The 19535-nt window shown below is 59.2% G+C and carries 20 protein-coding genes; 8 read left to right on the top strand and 12 right to left on the bottom strand.

Annotated elements, in window-relative coordinates; translation table 11 throughout:
• Positions 1-156: 156 nt before the first annotated feature.
• Together ABJD00_RS13970 and ABJD00_RS13965 are read right to left on the bottom strand one after the other, a co-directional pair.
• Entirely contained in the window at positions 157-780 is a 624-nt protein-coding gene (locus ABJD00_RS13970) for an enoyl-CoA hydratase/isomerase family protein (RefSeq protein ID WP_413828832.1), read from the bottom strand.
• Positions 777-1529, bottom strand: coding sequence for an SDR family oxidoreductase (locus ABJD00_RS13965; RefSeq protein WP_413828830.1), 753 nt, complete (start codon positions 1527-1529; stop codon positions 777-779). Before ABJD00_RS13965 ends, ABJD00_RS13970 begins: the two co-directional genes overlap by 4 nt.
• Before the next feature lie 133 nt (positions 1530-1662).
• Between ABJD00_RS13965 and ABJD00_RS13960 the strand changes: the two genes are divergently transcribed.
• The 6 genes from ABJD00_RS13960 to lpxK all read left to right on the top strand — a co-directional run bounded on the left by ABJD00_RS13960 (position 1663) and on the right by lpxK (position 7927).
• A complete protein-coding gene (locus ABJD00_RS13960) occupies positions 1663-3195 on the top strand; it encodes a DUF2125 domain-containing protein (protein ID WP_413828828.1) in 1533 nt (510 codons plus the stop codon).
• An 80-nt stretch (positions 3196-3275) separates the two neighbouring features.
• On the top strand, positions 3276-4625 hold the full coding sequence (locus tag ABJD00_RS13955; RefSeq protein WP_413828826.1) for a TldD/PmbA family protein: 1350 nt from the start codon (positions 3276-3278) through the stop codon (positions 4623-4625).
• Positions 4612-5397: a 3'(2'),5'-bisphosphate nucleotidase CysQ gene (locus tag ABJD00_RS13950; protein WP_413828824.1), complete on the top strand. Its 786-nt coding sequence runs from the start codon at positions 4612-4614 to the stop codon at positions 5395-5397. Before ABJD00_RS13955 ends, ABJD00_RS13950 begins: the two co-directional genes overlap by 14 nt.
• Before the next feature lie 66 nt (positions 5398-5463).
• On the top strand, positions 5464-5706 hold the full coding sequence (locus ABJD00_RS13945; protein WP_108838652.1) for a DUF4170 domain-containing protein: 243 nt from the start codon (positions 5464-5466) through the stop codon (positions 5704-5706).
• A gap of 8 nt (positions 5707-5714) precedes the next feature.
• On the top strand, positions 5715-6935 hold the full coding sequence (locus tag ABJD00_RS13940) for a 3-deoxy-D-manno-octulosonic acid transferase (protein ID WP_413828822.1): 1221 nt from the start codon (positions 5715-5717) through the stop codon (positions 6933-6935).
• Positions 6935-7927, top strand: coding sequence for a tetraacyldisaccharide 4'-kinase (lpxK, locus tag ABJD00_RS13935; RefSeq protein ID WP_413828820.1), 993 nt, complete (start codon positions 6935-6937; stop codon positions 7925-7927). Before ABJD00_RS13940 ends, lpxK begins: the two co-directional genes overlap by 1 nt.
• 41 nt (positions 7928-7968) lie before the next feature.
• Here the strand turns inward: lpxK and ABJD00_RS13930 are convergent, their stop codons facing one another.
• The 3 genes from ABJD00_RS13930 to ABJD00_RS13920 are packed head-to-tail and all read right to left on the bottom strand — an operon-like array spanning position 7969 to position 10309.
• Complete coding sequence (locus ABJD00_RS13930) at positions 7969-9093, bottom strand: CaiB/BaiF CoA transferase family protein (RefSeq protein ID WP_413828818.1); 1125 nt, start codon at positions 9091-9093, stop codon at positions 7969-7971.
• Positions 9093-9791, bottom strand: a complete 699-nt coding sequence (locus tag ABJD00_RS13925; RefSeq protein WP_413828816.1) for a DsbA family protein — start codon at positions 9789-9791, stop codon at positions 9093-9095. Before ABJD00_RS13925 ends, ABJD00_RS13930 begins: the two co-directional genes overlap by 1 nt.
• The gene (locus ABJD00_RS13920; protein ID WP_413828814.1) at positions 9788-10309 is read right to left on the bottom strand and encodes a DUF721 domain-containing protein; all 522 of its coding nucleotides are present in this window, start codon (positions 10307-10309) and stop codon (positions 9788-9790) included. The genes ABJD00_RS13925 and ABJD00_RS13920 overlap by 4 nt, the downstream gene beginning before the upstream one ends.
• Positions 10310-10393: 84 nt before the next feature.
• Here ABJD00_RS13920 and mutY point away from each other — a divergent pair, with 84 nt between their 5' ends.
• Both mutY and ABJD00_RS13910 read left to right on the top strand, forming a co-directional pair.
• Positions 10394-11431 (top strand): A/G-specific adenine glycosylase, encoded by a 1038-nt coding sequence (gene mutY / locus ABJD00_RS13915; protein ID WP_413828812.1) that lies wholly within the window; start codon positions 10394-10396, stop codon positions 11429-11431.
• A gap of 77 nt (positions 11432-11508) precedes the next feature.
• Positions 11509-12645 carry an alkane 1-monooxygenase gene (locus ABJD00_RS13910; protein ID WP_413828810.1) on the top strand — a complete coding sequence of 379 codons (1137 nt, stop codon included), beginning with the start codon at positions 11509-11511 and terminating at the stop codon, positions 12643-12645.
• A gap of 3 nt (positions 12646-12648) precedes the next feature.
• Here ABJD00_RS13910 and ABJD00_RS13905 read toward each other — a convergent pair whose 3' ends face one another.
• From ABJD00_RS13905 to ABJD00_RS13875, 7 genes are all read right to left on the bottom strand, one after another.
• Positions 12649-13047, bottom strand: coding sequence for a c-type cytochrome (locus tag ABJD00_RS13905; RefSeq protein ID WP_413828808.1), 399 nt, complete (start codon positions 13045-13047; stop codon positions 12649-12651).
• 100 nt (positions 13048-13147) lie between these two features.
• Positions 13148-14788, bottom strand: a complete 1641-nt coding sequence (locus tag ABJD00_RS13900) for a GMC family oxidoreductase (protein ID WP_413828806.1) — start codon at positions 14786-14788, stop codon at positions 13148-13150.
• On the bottom strand, positions 14779-15258 hold the full coding sequence (locus ABJD00_RS13895; protein ID WP_413828804.1) for a gluconate 2-dehydrogenase subunit 3 family protein: 480 nt from the start codon (positions 15256-15258) through the stop codon (positions 14779-14781). The genes ABJD00_RS13900 and ABJD00_RS13895 overlap by 10 nt, the downstream gene beginning before the upstream one ends.
• 57 nt (positions 15259-15315) lie before the next feature.
• A complete protein-coding gene (locus ABJD00_RS13890) occupies positions 15316-15840 on the bottom strand; it encodes a hypothetical protein (RefSeq protein WP_413828802.1) in 525 nt (174 codons plus the stop codon).
• A 218-nt stretch (positions 15841-16058) separates the two neighbouring features.
• A complete protein-coding gene (locus tag ABJD00_RS13885) occupies positions 16059-17411 on the bottom strand; it encodes an adenylate/guanylate cyclase domain-containing protein (protein WP_413828800.1) in 1353 nt (450 codons plus the stop codon).
• A 148-nt stretch (positions 17412-17559) separates the two neighbouring features.
• The gene (locus ABJD00_RS13880; RefSeq protein WP_413828798.1) at positions 17560-18660 is read right to left on the bottom strand and encodes a site-specific DNA-methyltransferase; all 1101 of its coding nucleotides are present in this window, start codon (positions 18658-18660) and stop codon (positions 17560-17562) included.
• A gap of 114 nt (positions 18661-18774) precedes the next feature.
• The gene (locus ABJD00_RS13875) at positions 18775-19368 is read right to left on the bottom strand and encodes a ribonuclease HII (RefSeq protein ID WP_413828796.1); all 594 of its coding nucleotides are present in this window, start codon (positions 19366-19368) and stop codon (positions 18775-18777) included.
• Between the last annotated feature and the right edge of the window lie 167 nt (positions 19369-19535).

The raw sequence follows: 19535 nt of genomic DNA, 5'->3' as shown, positions 1-19535 counted from the left end.
CAGTATACATTGAACAAGCAATGAGACCCGTTCTTGGCGGGTCATGACCTTTGACGCAGGCTCGAGTAAACGTGCCGGACGGTCGGGTCGAATGATGAAACTTTTGCGCGCCATGGTGTGTGAAGTCGTAGCATGCATTGACGATTCTCCGAAACGCTATCGGCGTGTTTCCTCCTGACACAAAACTTTGATGGCACGTGCCGTGCTCGGATCAGCAGCAACACAGTCTGTGCAAAGTGCCCAGGCCCGATCCATCAAGTTCTCCGCAGGCACAATCTGATCCACCAGACCAAAGGCAAGCGCTTGATCCGTATCGATCTTTTGCCCGGCCATCAGCATCCATTTCGTGCGTGCAGCTCCAACGAGAGCGGTCATGCGTATCGGATCACTGGGCTGCGGCAAAAACCCGAGCTTCATGACTGGGTAAAAGAACTTGGTTCCCGGCGCGGCAATGCGCAGATCGCAAGCCAGCACCATACCGTTGGCCCCACCGGCCACAGTCCCGTTCAAAGCGGCAATACTGAGGCCCGGATACGCGGCAATGGCACCCGACAGCTTCTCCCAAAGGGGCGAGGTGGCAAGACCCGCGCGGGCAGCCTCAAGGTCTGCGCCGGCGCTGAAGACCCGGCCTGTGCCTGTCAGGATCAGGGCGGGCGCGTCCTTGGCTGCGTTCACGGCCTTCAGCAGATCGCTCAACATCGCTTCAGTCAACGCGTTGGCTTTGTCGGGGCGATCCAACGTGAGGGTTGTGATCCCACCTTCCGACTTTACGTGGATCATGTCAGGCCCACGGCGGCGCGAATTTCCGGATCACGCAATGAGATTTCCTGGCCCAGCCATGAATCCGCGGCATCTGAGCACATCCACAACAACGCGCGCGCGGGCCAGTCCGCCGGAATGTGATCAGACCAGTCAAGCTGGCTCACTGGGTTTATCCCGCTTGCCTTGATTTCGCGCTGCATCTGGGTAGCCACAGTGCCGGGGCTAAGGCCCATGGCGCGAATGCCTGAGGCCCCGTTTTCCTTGTCGACACAGCGTGTGAGCATGGCCGCAGCAGCCTTGGACGCGCAATAATGTGACCACGCTTCCACCGGGCCGTGTGCGGCGCCGGAACTGATGGTGAGGATTGTGCCTTTGCCAGCAGCGAGCATAACAGGCAAGGCCGCCCGCATACCGTAAAAGACCCCTTTGAGATTAATGTCGATCACATGTCCCCATGCGGCCGGGTCTGTGGAGGCGAGGTGTGAAATGGGTTCGATCACACCTGCGTTGCCGATTAGCACATCGAGGCCACCGAACCTGGCAACCGTCTGGCCCACGGCTGCTGCAACGGCGTCATAGTCGCTGACATCACAAGGAATTGCGATCGCCTGTGCTCCGATCTCCTCCGCCAAAGCGGTGATCGCATCGCTACCGCGCGCCACCAGTGCCACATTGGCCCCAGCGGCAGCGAAGATTCTAGCCGTATCGGCCCCAATCCCACGGCTTGCACCCGTGATCAGCACCGTTTGTCCCGACATGTCCTGCATTTTGCGTACCTTTCCCGCTGATCCGCCTTGCACTGTCGTAATTCGCAGATACGTAGAGGTCCAGCACAAGACCTTGACGCGCGTCCAGCGCTACCGGACGATACAGCCCTATTCTGACCCGAAGGATTCTATCATGACCCGCTTTTCCATCTTGACCCGCAGCACCGCGTTGGCGTTCTGCCTGCCAGGCACGGCCGCACTTGCAGATCTCACCGGCGCCGATGTGTGGTCGGATTGGAAGGATTATATGACAAGCGCCGGTTATGAAGTCACCGCGAGTACCGCGACCAGTGGCGAGACGCTGACAGTATCTGATCTCAACATGTCGATGCAGTTCGCGGAAGACGAGGCCGAAGGAGCCGCCAGCATTTCCATGGGTACCCTGCGCTTCGTCGAGCAGGGAGACGGGTCCGTATCCATCGAACTGCCTGCACAGACCTCAATCGACGTGACCATGACACCCGAGACGGGCGAAGTGGCGACCTTCAGCATCGACTTTGACCAGACGGACCCGGTGATGAGCGCGACGGGCGAACCGGGAAATCTGACATACGACTACACCGCCTCTGCCTCGACTCTGGCTATGTCGGGCTTGACGGTAAACGGCGTGCCCGTACCTGCAGACATCGCAAAGGTCAGTATTGCAATGTCCGACCTTGCCTACACGGTGAAGACCACAGTCGGGGATATGCGCACCATCGCACAGGACATGAGCGTTGCCGGCGTCAGCTATGACGTGGCCTTTACCGAACCAGAGGGCGAAGGCACCTTCAAGCTGGTAGGCGCAATGCAAGGGATTGCGATGGACGGCAACGGGGCGTTGCCGCTGGACAGCGATCCCCAAGACATGAATGCGATGCTGAGTTCCGGCCTCGATTTTGACGGCACCTTTACGTCGACGGGCGGCAACTATGAACTTTCCTTCAGTGGCCCGGATGGCAGTGGCACGGCCAACAGCACCTCTGAAGGCGGTGAAATCAGCATCGCCATGGATACGAACGGACTGAGTTACGGTATCCAGCAACGCAATGTTGATTATAACATGCTGATCACAGAATTCCCTTTGCCTTTGTCCATCTCTGCAGCCCAGATTGGCACGACCCTCATGATGCCACTGCAAAAATCCCCGGATCCTCAGGATTTCGGTCTCGAGGTTCTGCTGAGCGATTTTACCATGTCGGACATGATTTGGGGTCTGTTTGACCCCAGCGGACAATTGCCCCGCGATCCCGCTTCTTTGCTGGTGGATCTGAGCGGACAGGCCAAGGTTCTGTTCAACTTCCTTGACCCGACGCAAGCGGCAATCCTTGAGGAAACGGGTGCCACACCTGGCGAATTGAATGCGCTGACGCTGAACGCGCTGGAACTGGACGCCGCCGGAGCCAAGCTGACTGGTGAAGGCTCCTTTACCTTCGACAACAGCGATCTGGTGACCTTTGACGGGATGCCCCGCCCCTTGGGCGGCATCAACTTGAACCTTGTGGGTGGGAACGGCCTTCTCGACAAGCTGGTCGGCATGGGCCTTGTGCCCGAGGATCAGGCGATGGGGGCCCGTATGATGATGGGCCTGTTCGCGGTTCCCGGTGACGCGCCCGATACGCTGAATTCGCGTATCGAGGTAAACCCAGAAGGTCATGTTCTGGCAAACGGTCAGCGCATCCGCTGAATGGGCGCTATGGGGTCGCATGCCCTTGCACCTGAGGGCATGCACCGCTACCTGAAGGCGCATCTCACCGGAGCAGCCTCATGACCCCGTCCGACCTGTCCAGCCTGACCGCCCGCCTGCTCGAGGCCGCCAAATCGGCGGGGGCAGATGCCTCGGACGCCATCGCAATCCAAGGCACATCCGTGTCCGTAGATGTGCGCGCAGGCGCATTGGAGCAGGCTGAGCGGTCCGAAGACATAGATCTTGGTTTACGCGTGTTTGTAGGCCAGAAGCAGGCCAATGTGTCTTCTTCTGACACCTCGGATAGAACTGTGGACGAGATGGCAGCACGGGCTGTGGCCATGGCGCAGGAGGCACCGGATGACCCAAATGCAGGACTTGCCACGCCCGACCAACTGGCAACTGACTGGGACCTTGAAGCCCTAGAACTTTATGACGACACATCGGAACCCAGTGCAGCCGATCTTCAGCAGGACGCCCTTGAGGCCGAAGCCGCAGCGATGGCCGTCAAAGGCGTCGAACAGGTGCAACAGGCCACCGGAGCTTATGGCGCACGCGACATTTGGCTGGCAGGCTCAAATGGGTTTTCGGGTGGGTATCGGCGCACCGACCGGGCGCTGAGTTGTGTGGCCATTGCCGGCACCGGTGCCGGAATGGAGCGTGACTACGACGGAGACGCGCGCATCTTTCAGGCTGATCTGCGGGCAGCAGACGACATCGGACACAGTGCCGGCTCGCGCGCCATTGAACGCGTCGGCGCGCGCAAACCCCCGACGGGCGCCTATCCGGTGCTGTTTGATGAACGCATCTCCTCCTCTCTGATCGGGCACCTTCTGGTAGCCGCCAACGGGAGCAGCGTCGCGCGCGGGGCCTCCTGGCTGCGCGATCTGTTAGGCCAACCGGTGCTACCCGGGGGTCTGAACCTGATCGAAGACCCGCATCGACCACGTACGACCGGTACGCGCCCCTTTGATGCCGAGGGTCTTCCGACCGAACGGCGGGCCATTGTTGAGGATGGCGTGCTAACGGGGTGGACCCTTGACCTTGCCACCGGACGCAAGCTCGGCATGCCCTCGACCGGGAACGCGGCGCGCGGGACTGCCTCGCCCCCTTCTCCGTCCACATGGAACGTGACGCTGGATTCAGGCACCGTCAGCCGCGCTGACCTGATCCGGGACATGGGCACCGGTTTGCTCGTGACGTCGATGATTGGATCCACCATCAACCCCAACACCGGAGACTATTCGCGCGGCGCCGCTGGGATTTGGGTGGAAAACGGTGAACTCACCTATCCGGTGAACGAATGCACCATTGCAGGCAGTCTGCCAGATATGCTGCGCGCCATGGTGCCCGCCAACGACGCGCGAGCGCATCTGAGCCGCGTTGTGCCTTCACTGCTCGTGTCCGGAATGACCCTTGCCGGCAGCTGATCTTCCTTTGCTGATCGATGTCGCCCGCATGGCAGGGCGTGTTGCGACGTCCTTTACCGGGCCAGCCACGAGACGCTGGGACAAACCCGGCGATGCAGGACCCGTGACCGAGGCGGATCTGGCCGTAAACGATATGCTTATGTCGACCCTGCGCACTGCGCGGCCTGACTACGGCTGGCTATCGGAGGAGACCGAGGATTCCGATACGCGCCTTGGTCAGGAGACCGTTTTCATCATTGACCCCATCGACGGCACGCGGAATTTTGTCGAGGGCGGCCGGACGTGGGCCATCTCCATCGCGGTCGCGCATGCGGGTGAAGTGACTGCGGCGGCGATCTTTCTGCCAATGCATGACAAACTCTACGCCGCCGGGCTTGGGGCGGGTGCGACGCTGAACGGCGCGCCGATCCGCGCAAGTGGCGCACCAATGTCCCCGGACAGCACCGTTCTGGCCGCGCGCCCCAGTTTTGATGACAAAAACTGGATTGGTGAAACACCGGATATGGAACGCCATTACCGCCCGTCGCTCGCCTATCGTCTGGCGCTGGTCGGTGAAGGACGATTTGACGGAATGCTGACACTGCGCCCCACATGGGAGTGGGACATCGCGGCCGGCGCGCTGATCGTCTCGCAGGCCGGTGGCAAGATCAGCGACCGGGCCGGAGCGCCGCTGCAGTTCAACAATGCGCACCCCACACTGAACGGTGTGGTGGCCGCAGGCGACGCGCTCCATGGCCCCCTTGTTGACAGGCTTGCGCCGCACTCCGCTTGACCCCTCGCACCAGATGCGCAAACTGTCGCTCATTGCCCCAGACCCCAGTGATCAAAGGAAAACCCCATGACCCAGCGCCTGCATCTCGTCTTTGGTGGCGAATTGGTGGACCCCTCGAAAAACGTATTCAAGGATGTGGATGCGCTGCATGTCGTCGGAATTTTCCCGGACTACGCTTCAGCCTTTGACGCCTGGAAATCCGAGGCACACCGTACGGTCGATAATGCTCACATGCGCTACTACATCGCGCACCTGCACCGCCTGCGGGACGAGGAAAACGCAGCCACCGCCACCGAAGAGCTGGGCTGAGGTCCGCAATGCGCGACTCCCTTGGGTTGGCAGCGTATCGGACATTGTCCGGGCGGCGCGCCGTCCCGGACTACGCTCCGGCACGTGACCGGCCCAGCGGAGAGGTCGTGTGGATCCACTCTTCCGAAGCGGGCAACACACGCGCCATCGCGGACCTTGCGCTCCAGTTGATCCGGGTGCGGCACGGCACCCATGTGGTGCTGACATTGGCAGACGGCGATTTTGATCTACCAGAGGTCGAAGGTGTGTATCTGGCGGACCTCCCTGACGATCATCCCACCACCGCACAGGCCTTCATCGCGCACTGGCGGCCCGATGTTGTTATATGGGCTTGGGGTGACCTGCAGCCCAACCTGGTCCTAGAGGCGGCCGAAAGCGGAGCGCACATGATGCTGATCGACGCAGCCAGCGATGGGTTCGACGGACGGCGCGATCGCTGGCTGCCCGAGGTGCCCAAGCGCCTTTTGGCCACGTTTGACCATGTGATTGCCCGAAATGCGGACGCCCGCGACCGATTGGAGCAATTGGGTCGCGCGCAGCAACTCATCGAACTGGGCAGCCCCTTGTATCCATCAGGCGAGATGCTGCCTGCCAACGACACCGATATAGCGGACGTAACCGACGCACTTGCGGGTCGCCCCACTTGGCTTTCTGCGCATACAGCACGGGCAGAGGGGCGTATCCTTGTAGGCGCGCATAAGCTGGCTGTACGCACCTCTCATCGCCTTTTGTTGATCCTGCACGCCAAATCTACTGCCGACAGCGCCCATTTCATGGACCTGACCCGCACGGCGGACATGCGGGCTGTCTATTGGGGTGATGGGCAGTTGCCTGACGACAATTGTCAGGTGTTGGTGGTCGATGCGGACGACGAATTGGGGCTTTGGCTGCGCATTGCTCCGGTCACATTTCTGGGCGGCTCGCTGCGTCCCGGGCACAGCGTCTTTGACCCCTATATCGCCGCCGCCCATGGCTCCGCTCTGATGTACGGACCCAATATGGGGGCGCATGCGGACGCAATCGCCCGTCTGGTGCGGGCACGTGCGGCGCGCATGGTCAGTGACAAGGCCGCCCTTAGGCGCGCAATCAGCCAGATTACCGCACCGGATCAGGCCGCCCTGATGGCAATGGCGGGCTGGGACGTGGTCACCAAGGCCGCGATCAGCCTTGATCGTGTGATTGACCTGACCCAATCCCATCTGGATGCCATCGACGGCGGGATTGCCTGATGCGGGCACCGGACTTCTGGACTTCTGACAAAGGGGCGCAGGACTGGCGCGCACGCCTGCTGTCACCGCTTGGCGCGCTCTATGGCCAGGCAACCGCCCGGCGCCTGGCCAAGGGCACCCCTTACGATCCCGGCATTCCAGTGATCTGCGTCGGCAACATTAATGCAGGTGGCACCGGCAAAACCCCGACAGTGATGGCCCTGATCGAGAAGTTGCAAGGCGCGTTTCACACCCCACACATCGTCAGCCGTGGCTATGGCGGGACACTGGAAGGGCCGGTCGAAGTTGACCCGGCCAAGCACAATGCGACCCAGGTCGGAGACGAACCGCTTTTGTTGTCCGCTTTCGCGCGTACCTGGGTGGCGCGCGACCGGGCAGCGGGGGCCGAGGCGGCAAAGGCAGCAGGCGCCAGCGTGATCGTACTGGATGACGGGTTTCAGAACCCCGCACTGTTACACGCACTATCGATCGTCGTGGTCGATGCCGAAACCGGCTTTGGCAATGGCCTATGCCTGCCTGCGGGTCCACTGCGCGAACCCGCAGATGAGGGCCTGAAGCGGGCTGATCTGTTGATCTCAATAGGCCCGGACAAGGCGCAGACTCAGTTCGACGCCACGCCCCTGCCCGAAAGTCTGCCTCGCTTGCGCGCGCATCTCGCCCCACTGCAAACCGGCATGGAATGGACAGGTGCACCGATCATCGCCTTCGCCGGCATTGGGCGACCGCAAAAATTCTTTGATACTTTGCTAGATCTTGGGGCCAACCTGATCCGGTCTGAGGCATTGGGCGATCACCAACCCCTCTCCCCAGCTTTTCTCATACGGCTGGAAGGGGAGGCGAAACTGCGCGGCGCGCAACTGGTCACAACCGAAAAAGACGCTGTGCGCCTGCCGCCCTCATTCCGTGCCAAGGTGATCACGTTACCTGTTCGGCTGCAGTTCGACGATGCCACGGCGCTCGATACAGCGCTCGATGCCCTGAAAACTAGGTAATCTTACCTGCCTAAAAAAATCCCGCCGGATGCAAAATATCTTCAGGCGTCGTTTTCGCCCAGTTTTGGTGCAGGCCGATCAAAGGACAGTTCTGTATCCGAAAACCGGATCGGCGTGCGGATGCCCGGCACTCCATCTGTCTCGATCTGCAAGCCGCGGGCCTGCACCTGAGGGTCGGCCATCACCTCGGCCATGTTGTTGATCGGCCCGGCGGGCACTCCGCGCGCCTCGCAAGCAGCCAGAAGATCAGCACGGGTGTGCAACAGCGTGGCCGCAGTCAATCGCCGGGTCATCTCGTCCCGGTTCGCCACGCGGTCGGAATTGCGCAAAAATTCCGGTGCGCTAATCATCTCATCCAACCCCAGCAGTTCACACAGGCGCGCATACTGTCCGTCGTTCCCTGTCGCGATGATGATATGCCCGTCTGCACAATCAAAAACCTGATAGGGGGTTAGATTCACATGTGCATTGCCCATTCGCCCGGGGACGATGCCGCTGGTCAGGTAGTTCATCCCCTGATTTGAGGTCATGGCCACCGCCACATCCAGCAAAGCCATGTCCACTTGCTGGCCCTTGCCCGTTTGGGCGCGCTCATGAAGGGCGGCCAGAATTCCGGTGGTGGCGTAGACACCGGTGAACAGGTCCGTAATTGCGACTCCAGATTTCTGCGGCTGCCCTTCGGGATCACCCGTCACAGACATCAGACCCGACATGCCCTGCACGATAAAATCGTAGCCTGCGCGTGGTGCGTATGGGCCAGTTTGACCAAAACCCGTGATCGAACAATAGATCAGGCCCGGAAACTGATCCTTGAGGCTTGGATAATCCAACCCGTATTTGGCCAGCCCGCCAACCTTGAAATTTTCGATCAGAATGTCGGCGCCGTCCAGCAACTCAAGCAAGCGCGCTTTGCCCGCAGGGTCCTTGAAATCGATGGTAACCGAGGCTTTGCCCCGATTGGTCGAATGAAAGTAGGCCGCCGACACATCGTCACCACGCGTCACAAATGGTGGGCCCCACTGCCGCGTATCATCGCCACGCGGGGCCTCAACCTTGGTGACTTCGGCGCCCAGATCAGCCAGCGTCTGACCGGCCCAAGGACCCGCCAGCACACGCGCCAATTCAATCACGCGCAGCCCGGCGAGAGGGCCAGCCGAGGCCGACATCAGCTGCCAGCCGCTTCGTCGATCAGGCTCATCATTTCTGGATACGCCATGTTGTTGTAGGTCGTCCCGTCAATGACAAAGCTGGGTGTTGACTGGATGCCATCCTCTGCCGCGTTCCCCTGATACCACGCGACAAGCGTGCGCAGGTTGTCAGCGTCTGTCAGGCACGCTTCAAGAGTTTCACCATCAAGTCCGGCCAAACGCCCGATTTTACGCAATTCATCCGCGATCATCGCAGGATCACCGCCACCGGCACGTGCCCACTCACTTTGTGTCGCATAGAGCATATCGGTGATGCCAAAGAACGCCTCTGGCGTGCCAGCGCAGCGCGCGATGGACGAGGCCCACAGACCAAAGCGGTCAAAGTAGACTTCGCGGTAGATGAAGTTGATCTTTCCGGTGTCGATGTAATCGGCCTTGAGCTGTTTGTAGTTGCCCGTATGGAACGTTGCGCAATGCGGGCAGGTATAGCTGGCGTATTCGATCACGGTGACGGGCGCGTCAGGGTTGCCCAGCTGCATTTCCACGACTGTCGAGGTATCGACATCGGCCTCAGCGGTCTGGGCGTTGGCCGCGCCCAACAGGCGCTCTGCCTGTGCTTGTTGCTGTGGCGTCTGACCACCACTGTTCATGGAGTCATACCAGAAATATCCGGCCAAACCGATGGCTATGGCCAGCCCGGCGATAATGCGATTCATGTGCGTGTTCCTTGTTTTTCTTTTGTGAGTATGTTGGCACCCAGCCGTTCAAGCGCGGCGCGCAGCCCATCATCTGTCACCGGGGCGACCACATGGCTGGCGGCCTTGTGCATTTCAGGCGCGGGATCGGGTGGTGTTGTGTCCTTGGGTTTGTGACCAAAGGCAACGCGCCCTTCGGCAAAACCGGTGGAAGCCGTTTGCGTGATCCGGATGCGGGCGATGGCGTTATAGCCATAAACCGCATTCACCTTTTCACGCAGTTGTTCTTTTTGCATCTCAAGCATCGGGGCCTGCGCACCAGTGGTCAGTAGCGTCAGCGTCGCCCCCATGCCACCGCGTCCATAGCTGACCTCGACCGGTCGAGACACCTCGGCCACATCTGCGCCCGCCACTTCGGCCCAATCGGTCAACAGCCGGCTTTGCGCGAACCCTCGGCTTTCGCTCGCAGCACGGATTCGTCCCGTCAACAACGTTGACGTGCGTTTGAACCCTTTTGTACTGGCGCGGCGCGGGGCCATGGCTATGTTCCTTTTCACTTGGATGTGAACATAGGCGATCAGGACCTGTGCAACCAGACAAGAGCGCACATGGGGGCATAAATCTTGCGTGACCTGAGCGATGAACTTCTGGGCTGGTATGATGTCCACGCGCGCGTCATGCCGTGGCGCGTGCCTCCCGCTGACAAAAAGGCAGGTGTACGACCCAACCCTTACGCGGTGTGGATGTCGGAGATTATGCTGCAACAGACGACAGTTGCTGCGGTCTCTGCCTATTTTCAAAGATTCATGGCGCGCTGGCCCGCGGTTGCCGATCTGGCGGCCGCGCAGGACGCCGATGTCATGGGCGAATGGGCCGGCCTTGGATATTACGCCCGCGCGCGCAACCTTCTGAAATGCGCACGTGCCGTGGTGGCCGAACATGATGGTCAGTTCCCGGCCGATCACGCAGCCTTGCTCAAGCTGCCCGGCATTGGGCCCTACACTGCGGCGGCGATCTCCTCCATTGCCTTTGATCTGCGCCACACTGTCGTGGACGGCAACGTAGAACGGGTGATGGCACGGATGTTTGACGAACATACACCGCTGCCCGCGGCCAAACCCATCCTGACAACCCATGCCGAAAACCTGACGCCCGACAAGCGCCCCGGCGATTACGCACAAGCGGTCATGGACCTTGGGGCCACGATCTGTTCACCCAAGTCGCCAGCCTGTGGGATCTGCCCGTGGCGCGACCCATGCGCAGCACGAGCAGCAGGAACGGCTGCCGATCTGCCAAAGAAGACACCCAAAAAGGCCAAACCAGTGCGCCATGGCACCGTCTACCTTGCCCGGCGCAGCGATGGCGCGTGGTTGCTAGAAACACGGCCCGAAAGCGGACTGCTTGGGGGGATGCTTGGTTGGCCGGGATCAGATTGGATTGATGCGAGCCTGCCGCGCCTTGAGAATGCGCCGCTGAGCGCTGATTGGGCCAAGGTGGACGGAGAGGTACGGCATACCTTCACACACTTCCACCTGATCCTCGATGTCATGGTGGCCACCGTAGAGGACGACACCCAAGGAGCATTCCTGCCCCGCGACAAATTTCGCCCCTCTGACCTGCCCACGGTGATGCGCAAAGCCTACGATCTGGCGCAGAAATAAGGCGTGGCGCTGGGCCACGCTTGGCAGAGGCATGCGGCCGGTCGTATAAATCCGAGGCGCGCGGAGAAGGAACATCCATGACCCTGCCCACCCAGACCGTGGCCAAACTGGCGAATGCTTTGCCATTTGCCATGTCATTTCTTCTGATTCCGCTGGCTTACCTAGGGGCTGCTTACGGCGGCTGGCTGATCCTGCTTTTGCCGATCGCGACGTGGTACCTGTTTTCCGTCCTTGATTTGGCCGTCGGGCTAAACACTGACAATGCTGACCTGGACACGTCCGAAGAGGACATGTTCTGGTACCGCGCCATCACCCTTGTCTGGGCACCAGCGCAATTTGTGATGCTGTTTTCGTTAATCGCCTATGTGGCCCCGGCGACGCACCTTTCAGGGCTAGAAAAATTCGGCGTTTTCTTTGGCATTGGCGTGATCAGTGGCACGGTGGGGATCAACTACAGCCACGAGCTAATGCACCAGAAGAACAGGGTCGAACGCTGGTTGGCTGACTTCCTGCTCGCAATGGTGCTCTATTCTCATTTCCGGTCCGAACACCTTCTGGTGCATCACCGCTATGTTGGCACGCCGCGTGATCCGGTAACGGCGCGCATGAACGAGAGCTTTTACCACTTTTACCCGCGCGTACTGCACCAGTGTTTCTGGTCGGCCTGGGGCGCGGAAAAGGCGATGTTGGCGCGCAAGGACCTGCCCGTTACAGACTTTTCCAACCCGTTTTGGAAGTACGGCGCGCTGCAACTGGCCTTTGTGCTGTTGGCCTTTGTGCTTGGGGGCTGGGTCGGTGTTGTCCTTTTCGCCGTGCAAGCAGGCGTTGCCATCTGGCAATTGGAACTGGTCAACTACATCGAACATTACGGGCTGACGCGCAAACATCTGGGCAACGGGAAATACGAACACACTCAGCCCCGCCATTCATGGAATTCAGCGCAAAAGGCATCGAACTGGCTGCTGATCAACCTGCAACGCCACTCCGATCATCACTACAAGCCAGATCGCCGCTTTCCAGTTTTGCAAAACTATACCGAGGCCGACGCTCCGCAACTGCCGTATGGCTATCCAGTGATGACCATCGCGGCGATGATGCCACGCATCTGGCGCCGTGTGATGAACCCACGCGTGCGCAAATGGCGGGGCATGTACTACCCCGAAATCACCGACTGGAAAGCCTATAACAAGGCAACCAACCCGCTGCCGCGCTAGACGCTATTCCTGCAGCGTCCTTAAGTAGGCGAGCAGATCCACGACCGGTGAACTTGTCATGATCGGTTGGCCCGTTTCGGCCTTGAGCGGTACGCTGTCGATATCAAAGAACGCCCCATAAACCGGCATCATTGATCCGTGACTGACCAGCGGGTCCCGCCCATCGATGCGCATCACAATGCGAGCAACCGGAAACACCCCCCCATTCTGAGCGGTCAGCTGGCTCAGGTCAGTGGGCTGGACCAGTAGCGCAGGCGCCATGGGACCGTCGCCATAGGCATCCAGACCATGACAAACCGCGCAGTGGGTCTCAAAAACCTGTTTTCCGTTTTTGGCATCTTCGGACCATGCCGCACCGCACAACGCGGATATTGCAGCAACGCACGTGATCAAGAGTTTCATCAACGGTCTCCTCATCTGATTGATGCCCTCATAATATCCCGGTTGAATCAGGGCTGACCTGATCCGGATCAATTCCGCACAGAAAAACTGTACGATGGTTTCAGGCGATCAGTCGATCCGCGAGGCGGACGGCAAGCGCCTGAATGGTCATTGCCGGGGCCTCTCCTCCGCCGCTGCTGGGAAAGACACTGGCGTCAGCGATATAGAGATTTTCGATGTCATGCGCGCGTCCGAACGCATCCACCACGGAAGTGGTCGGATCATCGCCCATACGACAGGTGCCAAAGGCGTGGGTGGCGGTAAAGCTGTCCCATGACCCGTATTCTTCGCGAACCTCCTCAACACCCGCCGCAGCCAATAGGGAACGGCACTGACCGGCCATGAAGCGTAACAGAGCAAGTGAATGGTCGGTCAAAACAGAATTAATCTGGGCGACGGGCACGCCCGCATCGTCCACCTGCTCAGGATCAAGTGCGACAAAGCTGCGGGCATCCGGGATCGTCTCACCCGTTCCAGAGACCGAGATGGCAGAGCCGAAATCGCGCCATATCTGCGCCTTGAACGCCGCCCCATAGCCGTCCACAACGCGGCTGGCATAGGCGACGGGACCCATAAGACCCACCTCTTGGGTCGAGGCCGTAAAGCGGCACCCACCTGCAACGCCCGGCACTGAACCAGGACTGTTGTAGGTCCATGATACGGCATCCGCAGGCAACCCTTTGTGCGAATTCCTTAGCCCGGCGCGCAGCCCCGCACTGGTCCATCCCAGCGTCTCCATGAAATTGCACCCGACCTGCCCCGAACTGTTCGCCACGTCACTTGCCAGCAGCAGGCGTGGGGTTTGTACGGCTCCGGCGGCTAGGATCAGGATTGGTGTGTCCAGTTCGAAAGGCGCCCCGCCCCGGACCCCGGTCACAGAGCGTATGCGCCCGCACGGTCCTGCTATCAGCCGGGTCACCTGTGCATCAGTCCAGATGGTCAGCAGGCCCGTTGCTTCGGCCTTTCGGATGAACGTGACATCCGCCGATCCTTTGTCCCCTAGCGGGCAGCCGCGCGAACAGTTGCCGCAATAGTTGCAGTTGGGTCGCCCATCCTTGGGCTCGGACAAGGCCGCGCGGGTGTTGGGTTCCCAGATCACGCCCAACTGCTCGCCCCCCTCTCCCAATGCGCGCGCAGAGGTGCTGAGCGGGTGGGCAGGTTGCAAATGCGCATGCGACGGCCAGCGCGGGCTTGGGGATGGGGCACCTGCCACGCCGATTTCAGTCTCGCATGTCACATAGAACGGTTCGAGATCATCAAAGCTAAGCGGCCAGTCCGCCCCAACCCCTTGATCCGATGCAAGGTGGAAAGAGGATGGATTCAGTCTGTGCGCTTCGCCAACATAATGCAGCGTGCTGCCACCAACGCCCTGAACATGCGAATAGCCTGCGGCACTTGGCACCCGCACCGGGTTTTTAAAAAGTCGGCCCGATACCGTGTTCCATGTGGCCAGGTCCACTTCTTCCGGATCCAGCGTGCCCAGATCTCCGTAGGATACGGCACCCTGTGAATTGGGCTTTGTCGGAAACCCGCGTCGTTCCCAATCTGCGTTTGTCAGGGGATAGTCGACAGACGGATCAAATCGCGGTCCTGCCTCAAGGATGAGAACGCGCAGCCCGTGGCCGCACAACCGCCATGCCGCTGCAGCGCCCCCCGCGCCTGCACCGATAATCACTGCATCATATTTTCCATCTACTGCCATGGCGGGGGATATCCGGCAGGTTGGGGGGCGGTGTTCAGGCCAAACGCACGCGCTACTTCAGGTTTGGAGTAATAGAATTCGACCCCCGTCAGACGCACCAGTAGGAAAAAGCGGCCCGGCAGCGTATCGCGATCCGCCTTGCTCATCCATTTCACGACGCGCTCCTGGTCGGACAGGGACAGCGTGTGGAAAGGCCCGCGACCAGTCTTGTTCAACCACTGTGTTCCGACGGCGAGAAACTGACCGAACTGTGGGGACTCGCTGGCAAAATCGATAAGATCGCCCGCCACATTTAGCGCGCTGGCCGCAGGTGTCAGATCATCTGCGGGCAAGAGTACGTCGAGGTAGGCGCTTAGGGTTTGTTCATCTATCTGGTAAGATGCCCCGGACACCTGCTGTGCCAGCGCATGACCGGAAAGGCTGGCCGCAAGCGCACTCAACAAAACGCGCCTGCGAGAGATCGATAGCATTACATACCCTTTGGCGCCGGCGACCAGTAGGGCCGTGGGCCACCGACGCTGACTTTGTTAGAATGGAGAGTCGATGAATGGGTCATCACTCGCAGCCGGTCCGGTTTCTTCATCGAGTGACAGCTTACCGATCGAGTGAAGGGTCAGATATCCCTCATATGTCTGATCAAAGAATATATCTGCTCCTACCGCAACGAATTCTCCGTTTACGCCAGCGACCGCAAAGGGCTGATCAATTTTGAAACTGTAGCCAAAGCCAAGTTCTGCTTGCGCGTCATCGTCGCCAATAAGACCGGTTAGCTTGATCTTGTCGAATGAGAACCCGTCAGTGAATCCAAAATGCGCCGACAGTTTGGCTCCTGTGACGTCTTCATCCACGTCAATTTCGCCATAGGCCACGCCCAGAATACCTTCGACACCCTGTCCCCGCGACCCAAACGTCCAGGACAAACCGGCAAACAGCGTTGTGTCGCTTTTTCCGACAAGGGTCGTTGTGGGTGGGGGCCCGAGATCACCGGCCAAAGTTGCTGTAGGAACAGCCAACATCAAAGCGATGGCGGCCAAAATACGACTAAAAAGCATAACTCTTTCCCTTTTATAAAAAAATATGAGGCGTAATACGCGCTAAAGTATCATTCTCTATCCCTGTGAAGTAGCTGATAAATATGTAGAAGTCACGTGGTTCCGCAAAAAGTTAACTCAAGTTGCACTATACTTGTCACAGATATGTACGATCAAAGAGCACCAGAGGGCGGCGCTTTGGGAATCCGACGCTGTTCGCTCGGGCAAAGTCCTCGGCGTCATGGCTGCACCCAAATTGGCACCGGCTGCGCCACGCCACGCACGCTCTGATCCGGACCACGCTGCCAGTCCGCTTCGCCGCCCGCAGCAGTCACGATCGCATCACTGGCGACCACCTGCACATCCAGCGCGCGCGTCAACGCCTCTAACCGGCTGGCAAGGTTCACCGTGTCACCAAGCACTGCAAACTCAAGTCGGTTTGCGCCTATATCCCCCAAAACCACCTGCCCATAGTGGAGGCCAAAGCGGGCATCGATACCGGGCAGGCCTGCCTCCTGACGGTCCGCATTCAGGACCTGCATCCGCCGCACCATGGCCCGCACGCAGGCCAGCGCCCTTTCAGCATCATCGGATTTGGGCAAGGGAGTGCCAAAACTGGCCATAAGCCCATCTCCCAGATACTTGTCCAGCGTTCCACCATGCGCAAACACTTCGCTTTCCATTTCGCGGTGAAAGATACGCAAAGTGTCAATGACCTCCTGAGGCGAACGGCCATCGGCATAGGTGGTAAACCCGACAATGTCGACAAACAGGATGGCCGCATCATGTGTGCGCACCTTGTCCAACGGTTCATCCTTTTGGGACAGCTCATCCACGACCGTCGGTGAAAAATAGCGCGACAGGTTCGCGCGTTCCCGGGCCATCTCGGCACTGTCTAAGACGAGATTCTGATACCGACGCACTGTCACCGCAAGGATGCAGGCAACGATAAAGAAAACGACAACTTCCTGAATGCGAAGATCCCAATGAACAAGGTTGGGATCCAATTGCACGGCAAGATCAGGATATTGGGGGAACATCATTGCGGCGCCCTCGCTCGCTTGCGGATCATGCCACCCAAACCACCAGATACAGGTTGCCCCGAGTAACCACAGTGCCAGCGACCAGTTTCCAATCGCAATAATTGTGCGCCATGAATAGGTCAGCACGCCGGCAGCGAGGATGATGTAGAAGTACTGGAAAACATCAAACTGGTAGATCAGCGCTGTTGGAACCTCGCGGTCCAGCAGAGGGTTTGGAACAAGCAACGCCAAAGTCATAACCAACAGGTCCAAAAATAGCAGTACAAGTTCCGCGCCAGACTGACCCACTTGCCCGACGTGGCGTTGGGCCAATCCGATCAACGCCAAGCAAAACAAAAGCCCATGATACCAGATCACATCCCAATCGGGGTTCAGGAAAACCAGCAACACAGCCGTCGCGCCTAGCGCAACCAAGCGCGCCTTGACGGCCAGTTCCATGCCTTCGCGTTTGTTGCGTTCCAGTGCCTCCTGCGCGTGACGGTGTATGGGCCGCGATTGCACGTCCGATCCACGCGCATCCACCAAGTTTGCAGTCTTGCCTTGATCCATCTTCGAGCGCCTCGCGAATGTGATCCCACCAATGTAATACGCATTAACAAAAAAGCCCCGCCAAAAGAGGCGGGGCAAGGTGAAGTGCCTATTGTCAGCCCTTTGACAAGGCCGCAGGCACCCGGCGGTGTTCTAAAAATTTAGAGCGCTAGTCGTGCATTTCGGCCCGGATTTGCTGGCGCAGCACGTCGATGGGCACAACTTTGCCCTCGCGTTTGAAGCACCAGTAGGTCCAGCCATTGCAGCTGGGTGCGCCTTCCAGATGGGCCCCCACCTGATGGATCGACCCTTTGATATCGTCGCCAATCAACGTGCCGTCGGCACGGACCTTGGCCTTATGGCGCTTGTTCATGGAATACAGCTCTTCGCCCGGGCGCAGCATGCCACGTTCGACCAATTGGCCAAACGGCACGCGGGGCTCGGCCCGTTTGGAGGCAGAGACGCTCAGCGCCTCACGATCAAACTTGCGGACTTTTGCGATGCGTTTCTCGGCCACCTTGCGGTAGGCCTCTTCCCGCTCGATCCCGATAAATTCGCGGCCCAGCATTTTGGCCACAGCGCCCGTGGTGCCGGTGCCAAAGAACGGGTCCAGTACAACGTCACCCGGATTGGTTGATCCAATCAGTACACGGTGCAGCAGGCTTTCGGGTTTTTGTGTTGGATGGGCCTTGTCGCCCTGATCATCCTTGAGACGCTCATGCCCTGTGCAGATGGGAAGCACCCAGTCAGAGCGCATCTGAATGCCCTCATTCAGGGCTTTCAGCGCTTCGTAGTTGAATGTGTACTTGCTGGCTTCGGACTTGCCGGCCCAAACCATCGTCTCGTGAGCATTGGTAAACCGCTTGCCGCGGAAGTTCGGCATCGGGTTGGATTTGCGCCACACCACGTCGTTGAGAATCCAGAACCCTTCGTTCTGCAAAGACGCGCCAACGCGGAAAATGTTGTGATAGCTGCCAATGACCCAAATCGCGCCATTGGGTTTCAGCAAACGGCGCGCCGCCTTGAGCCACGCAGTGGTGAATTCATCATAGGCGCGGAAGGAATTGAACTGGTCCCAGTGGTCATCCACTGCATCAACTTTGGAGTTGTCAGGACGATGCAAATCCCCTTTTAGCTGCAAATTGTAAGGAGGATCCGCAAAGATCAGATCAACAGAGCCCTCGGGCAGGCTGTTCATCACATCAATGCAGTCACCCGCAATAATTTGGTTAAGGGGAAGCGCCTCGGCGCCCTTCATATGTTTCGTCATCACTCTGCCTTCTCGTCCCCGGTGCTTTTGCACTCGTTGGTTGATGGCAGGATGAGTCATTGGCGATTCGCGGTCAAATTCTTTTTTGAATCAACACGTTAAGAAATCCCCTTGTCACAACATATTGTGGACAGGTTTGAAAGTACGTCTATGGTATGCGGTCACCCCAAGATTTTGCAGCGCCAACCTGTGGCTTTTTGATGGGTAACCCATGTTCGTCTCCCAGCCATAGCCCGGATGCTGTTGCGCCAAATCCACCATGATCCGGTCGCGACATATTTTGGCCACAATTGAGGCCGCCGCGATGGACAGCGACCGGGCGTCGCCGCGCACGATGGGCGTCGCAGGCAAACTCAGATCGCGTGGCAACATGGTACCATCGACCAGAACGTGGTCGGGCCGAACCCTCAATCCGGACACCGCCCGTACCATCGCCAGATGTGCGGCGCGCAAAATGTTCAGTTCTTCAATCTCGCGCACCGACGCATGCGCCACCGAAACATCCGCCGAGGCGACAATCTCGGCCCACAGCGCCTCGCGCTTTTTCAGCGACAGCTTCTTTGAATCGTCCAAACCGTCCGGAATGCGGGCCACATCCAATACAACCGCCGCAGCCGTCACCGGCCCGGCCAGCGGCCCGCGGCCAACTTCATCAACGCCGGCCACCCGACCCCCAATCCGCGTCTCAAATGCAAAGTCGGGCACCACACCACCTTCTCTGTTTCAGAACATCCCCGCTCGGTGCGCAAAAACGCACTTTCTGGAAGAAAGTGCAAACATCACGTACCGCCGTTAGGGGCGCTTCTATTTTTTATCCGCCGCTTGGCGAAACGAAAAAAGGCCGGTGCCCGAACACCGACCTTTCAGTTTGGCTG

The organism is Tateyamaria sp., from assembly GCF_039945315.1.
Classification (GTDB): Bacteria; Pseudomonadota; Alphaproteobacteria; order Rhodobacterales; family Rhodobacteraceae; genus Tateyamaria.
This window is presented reverse-complemented; position numbering and strand designations above follow the sequence as displayed.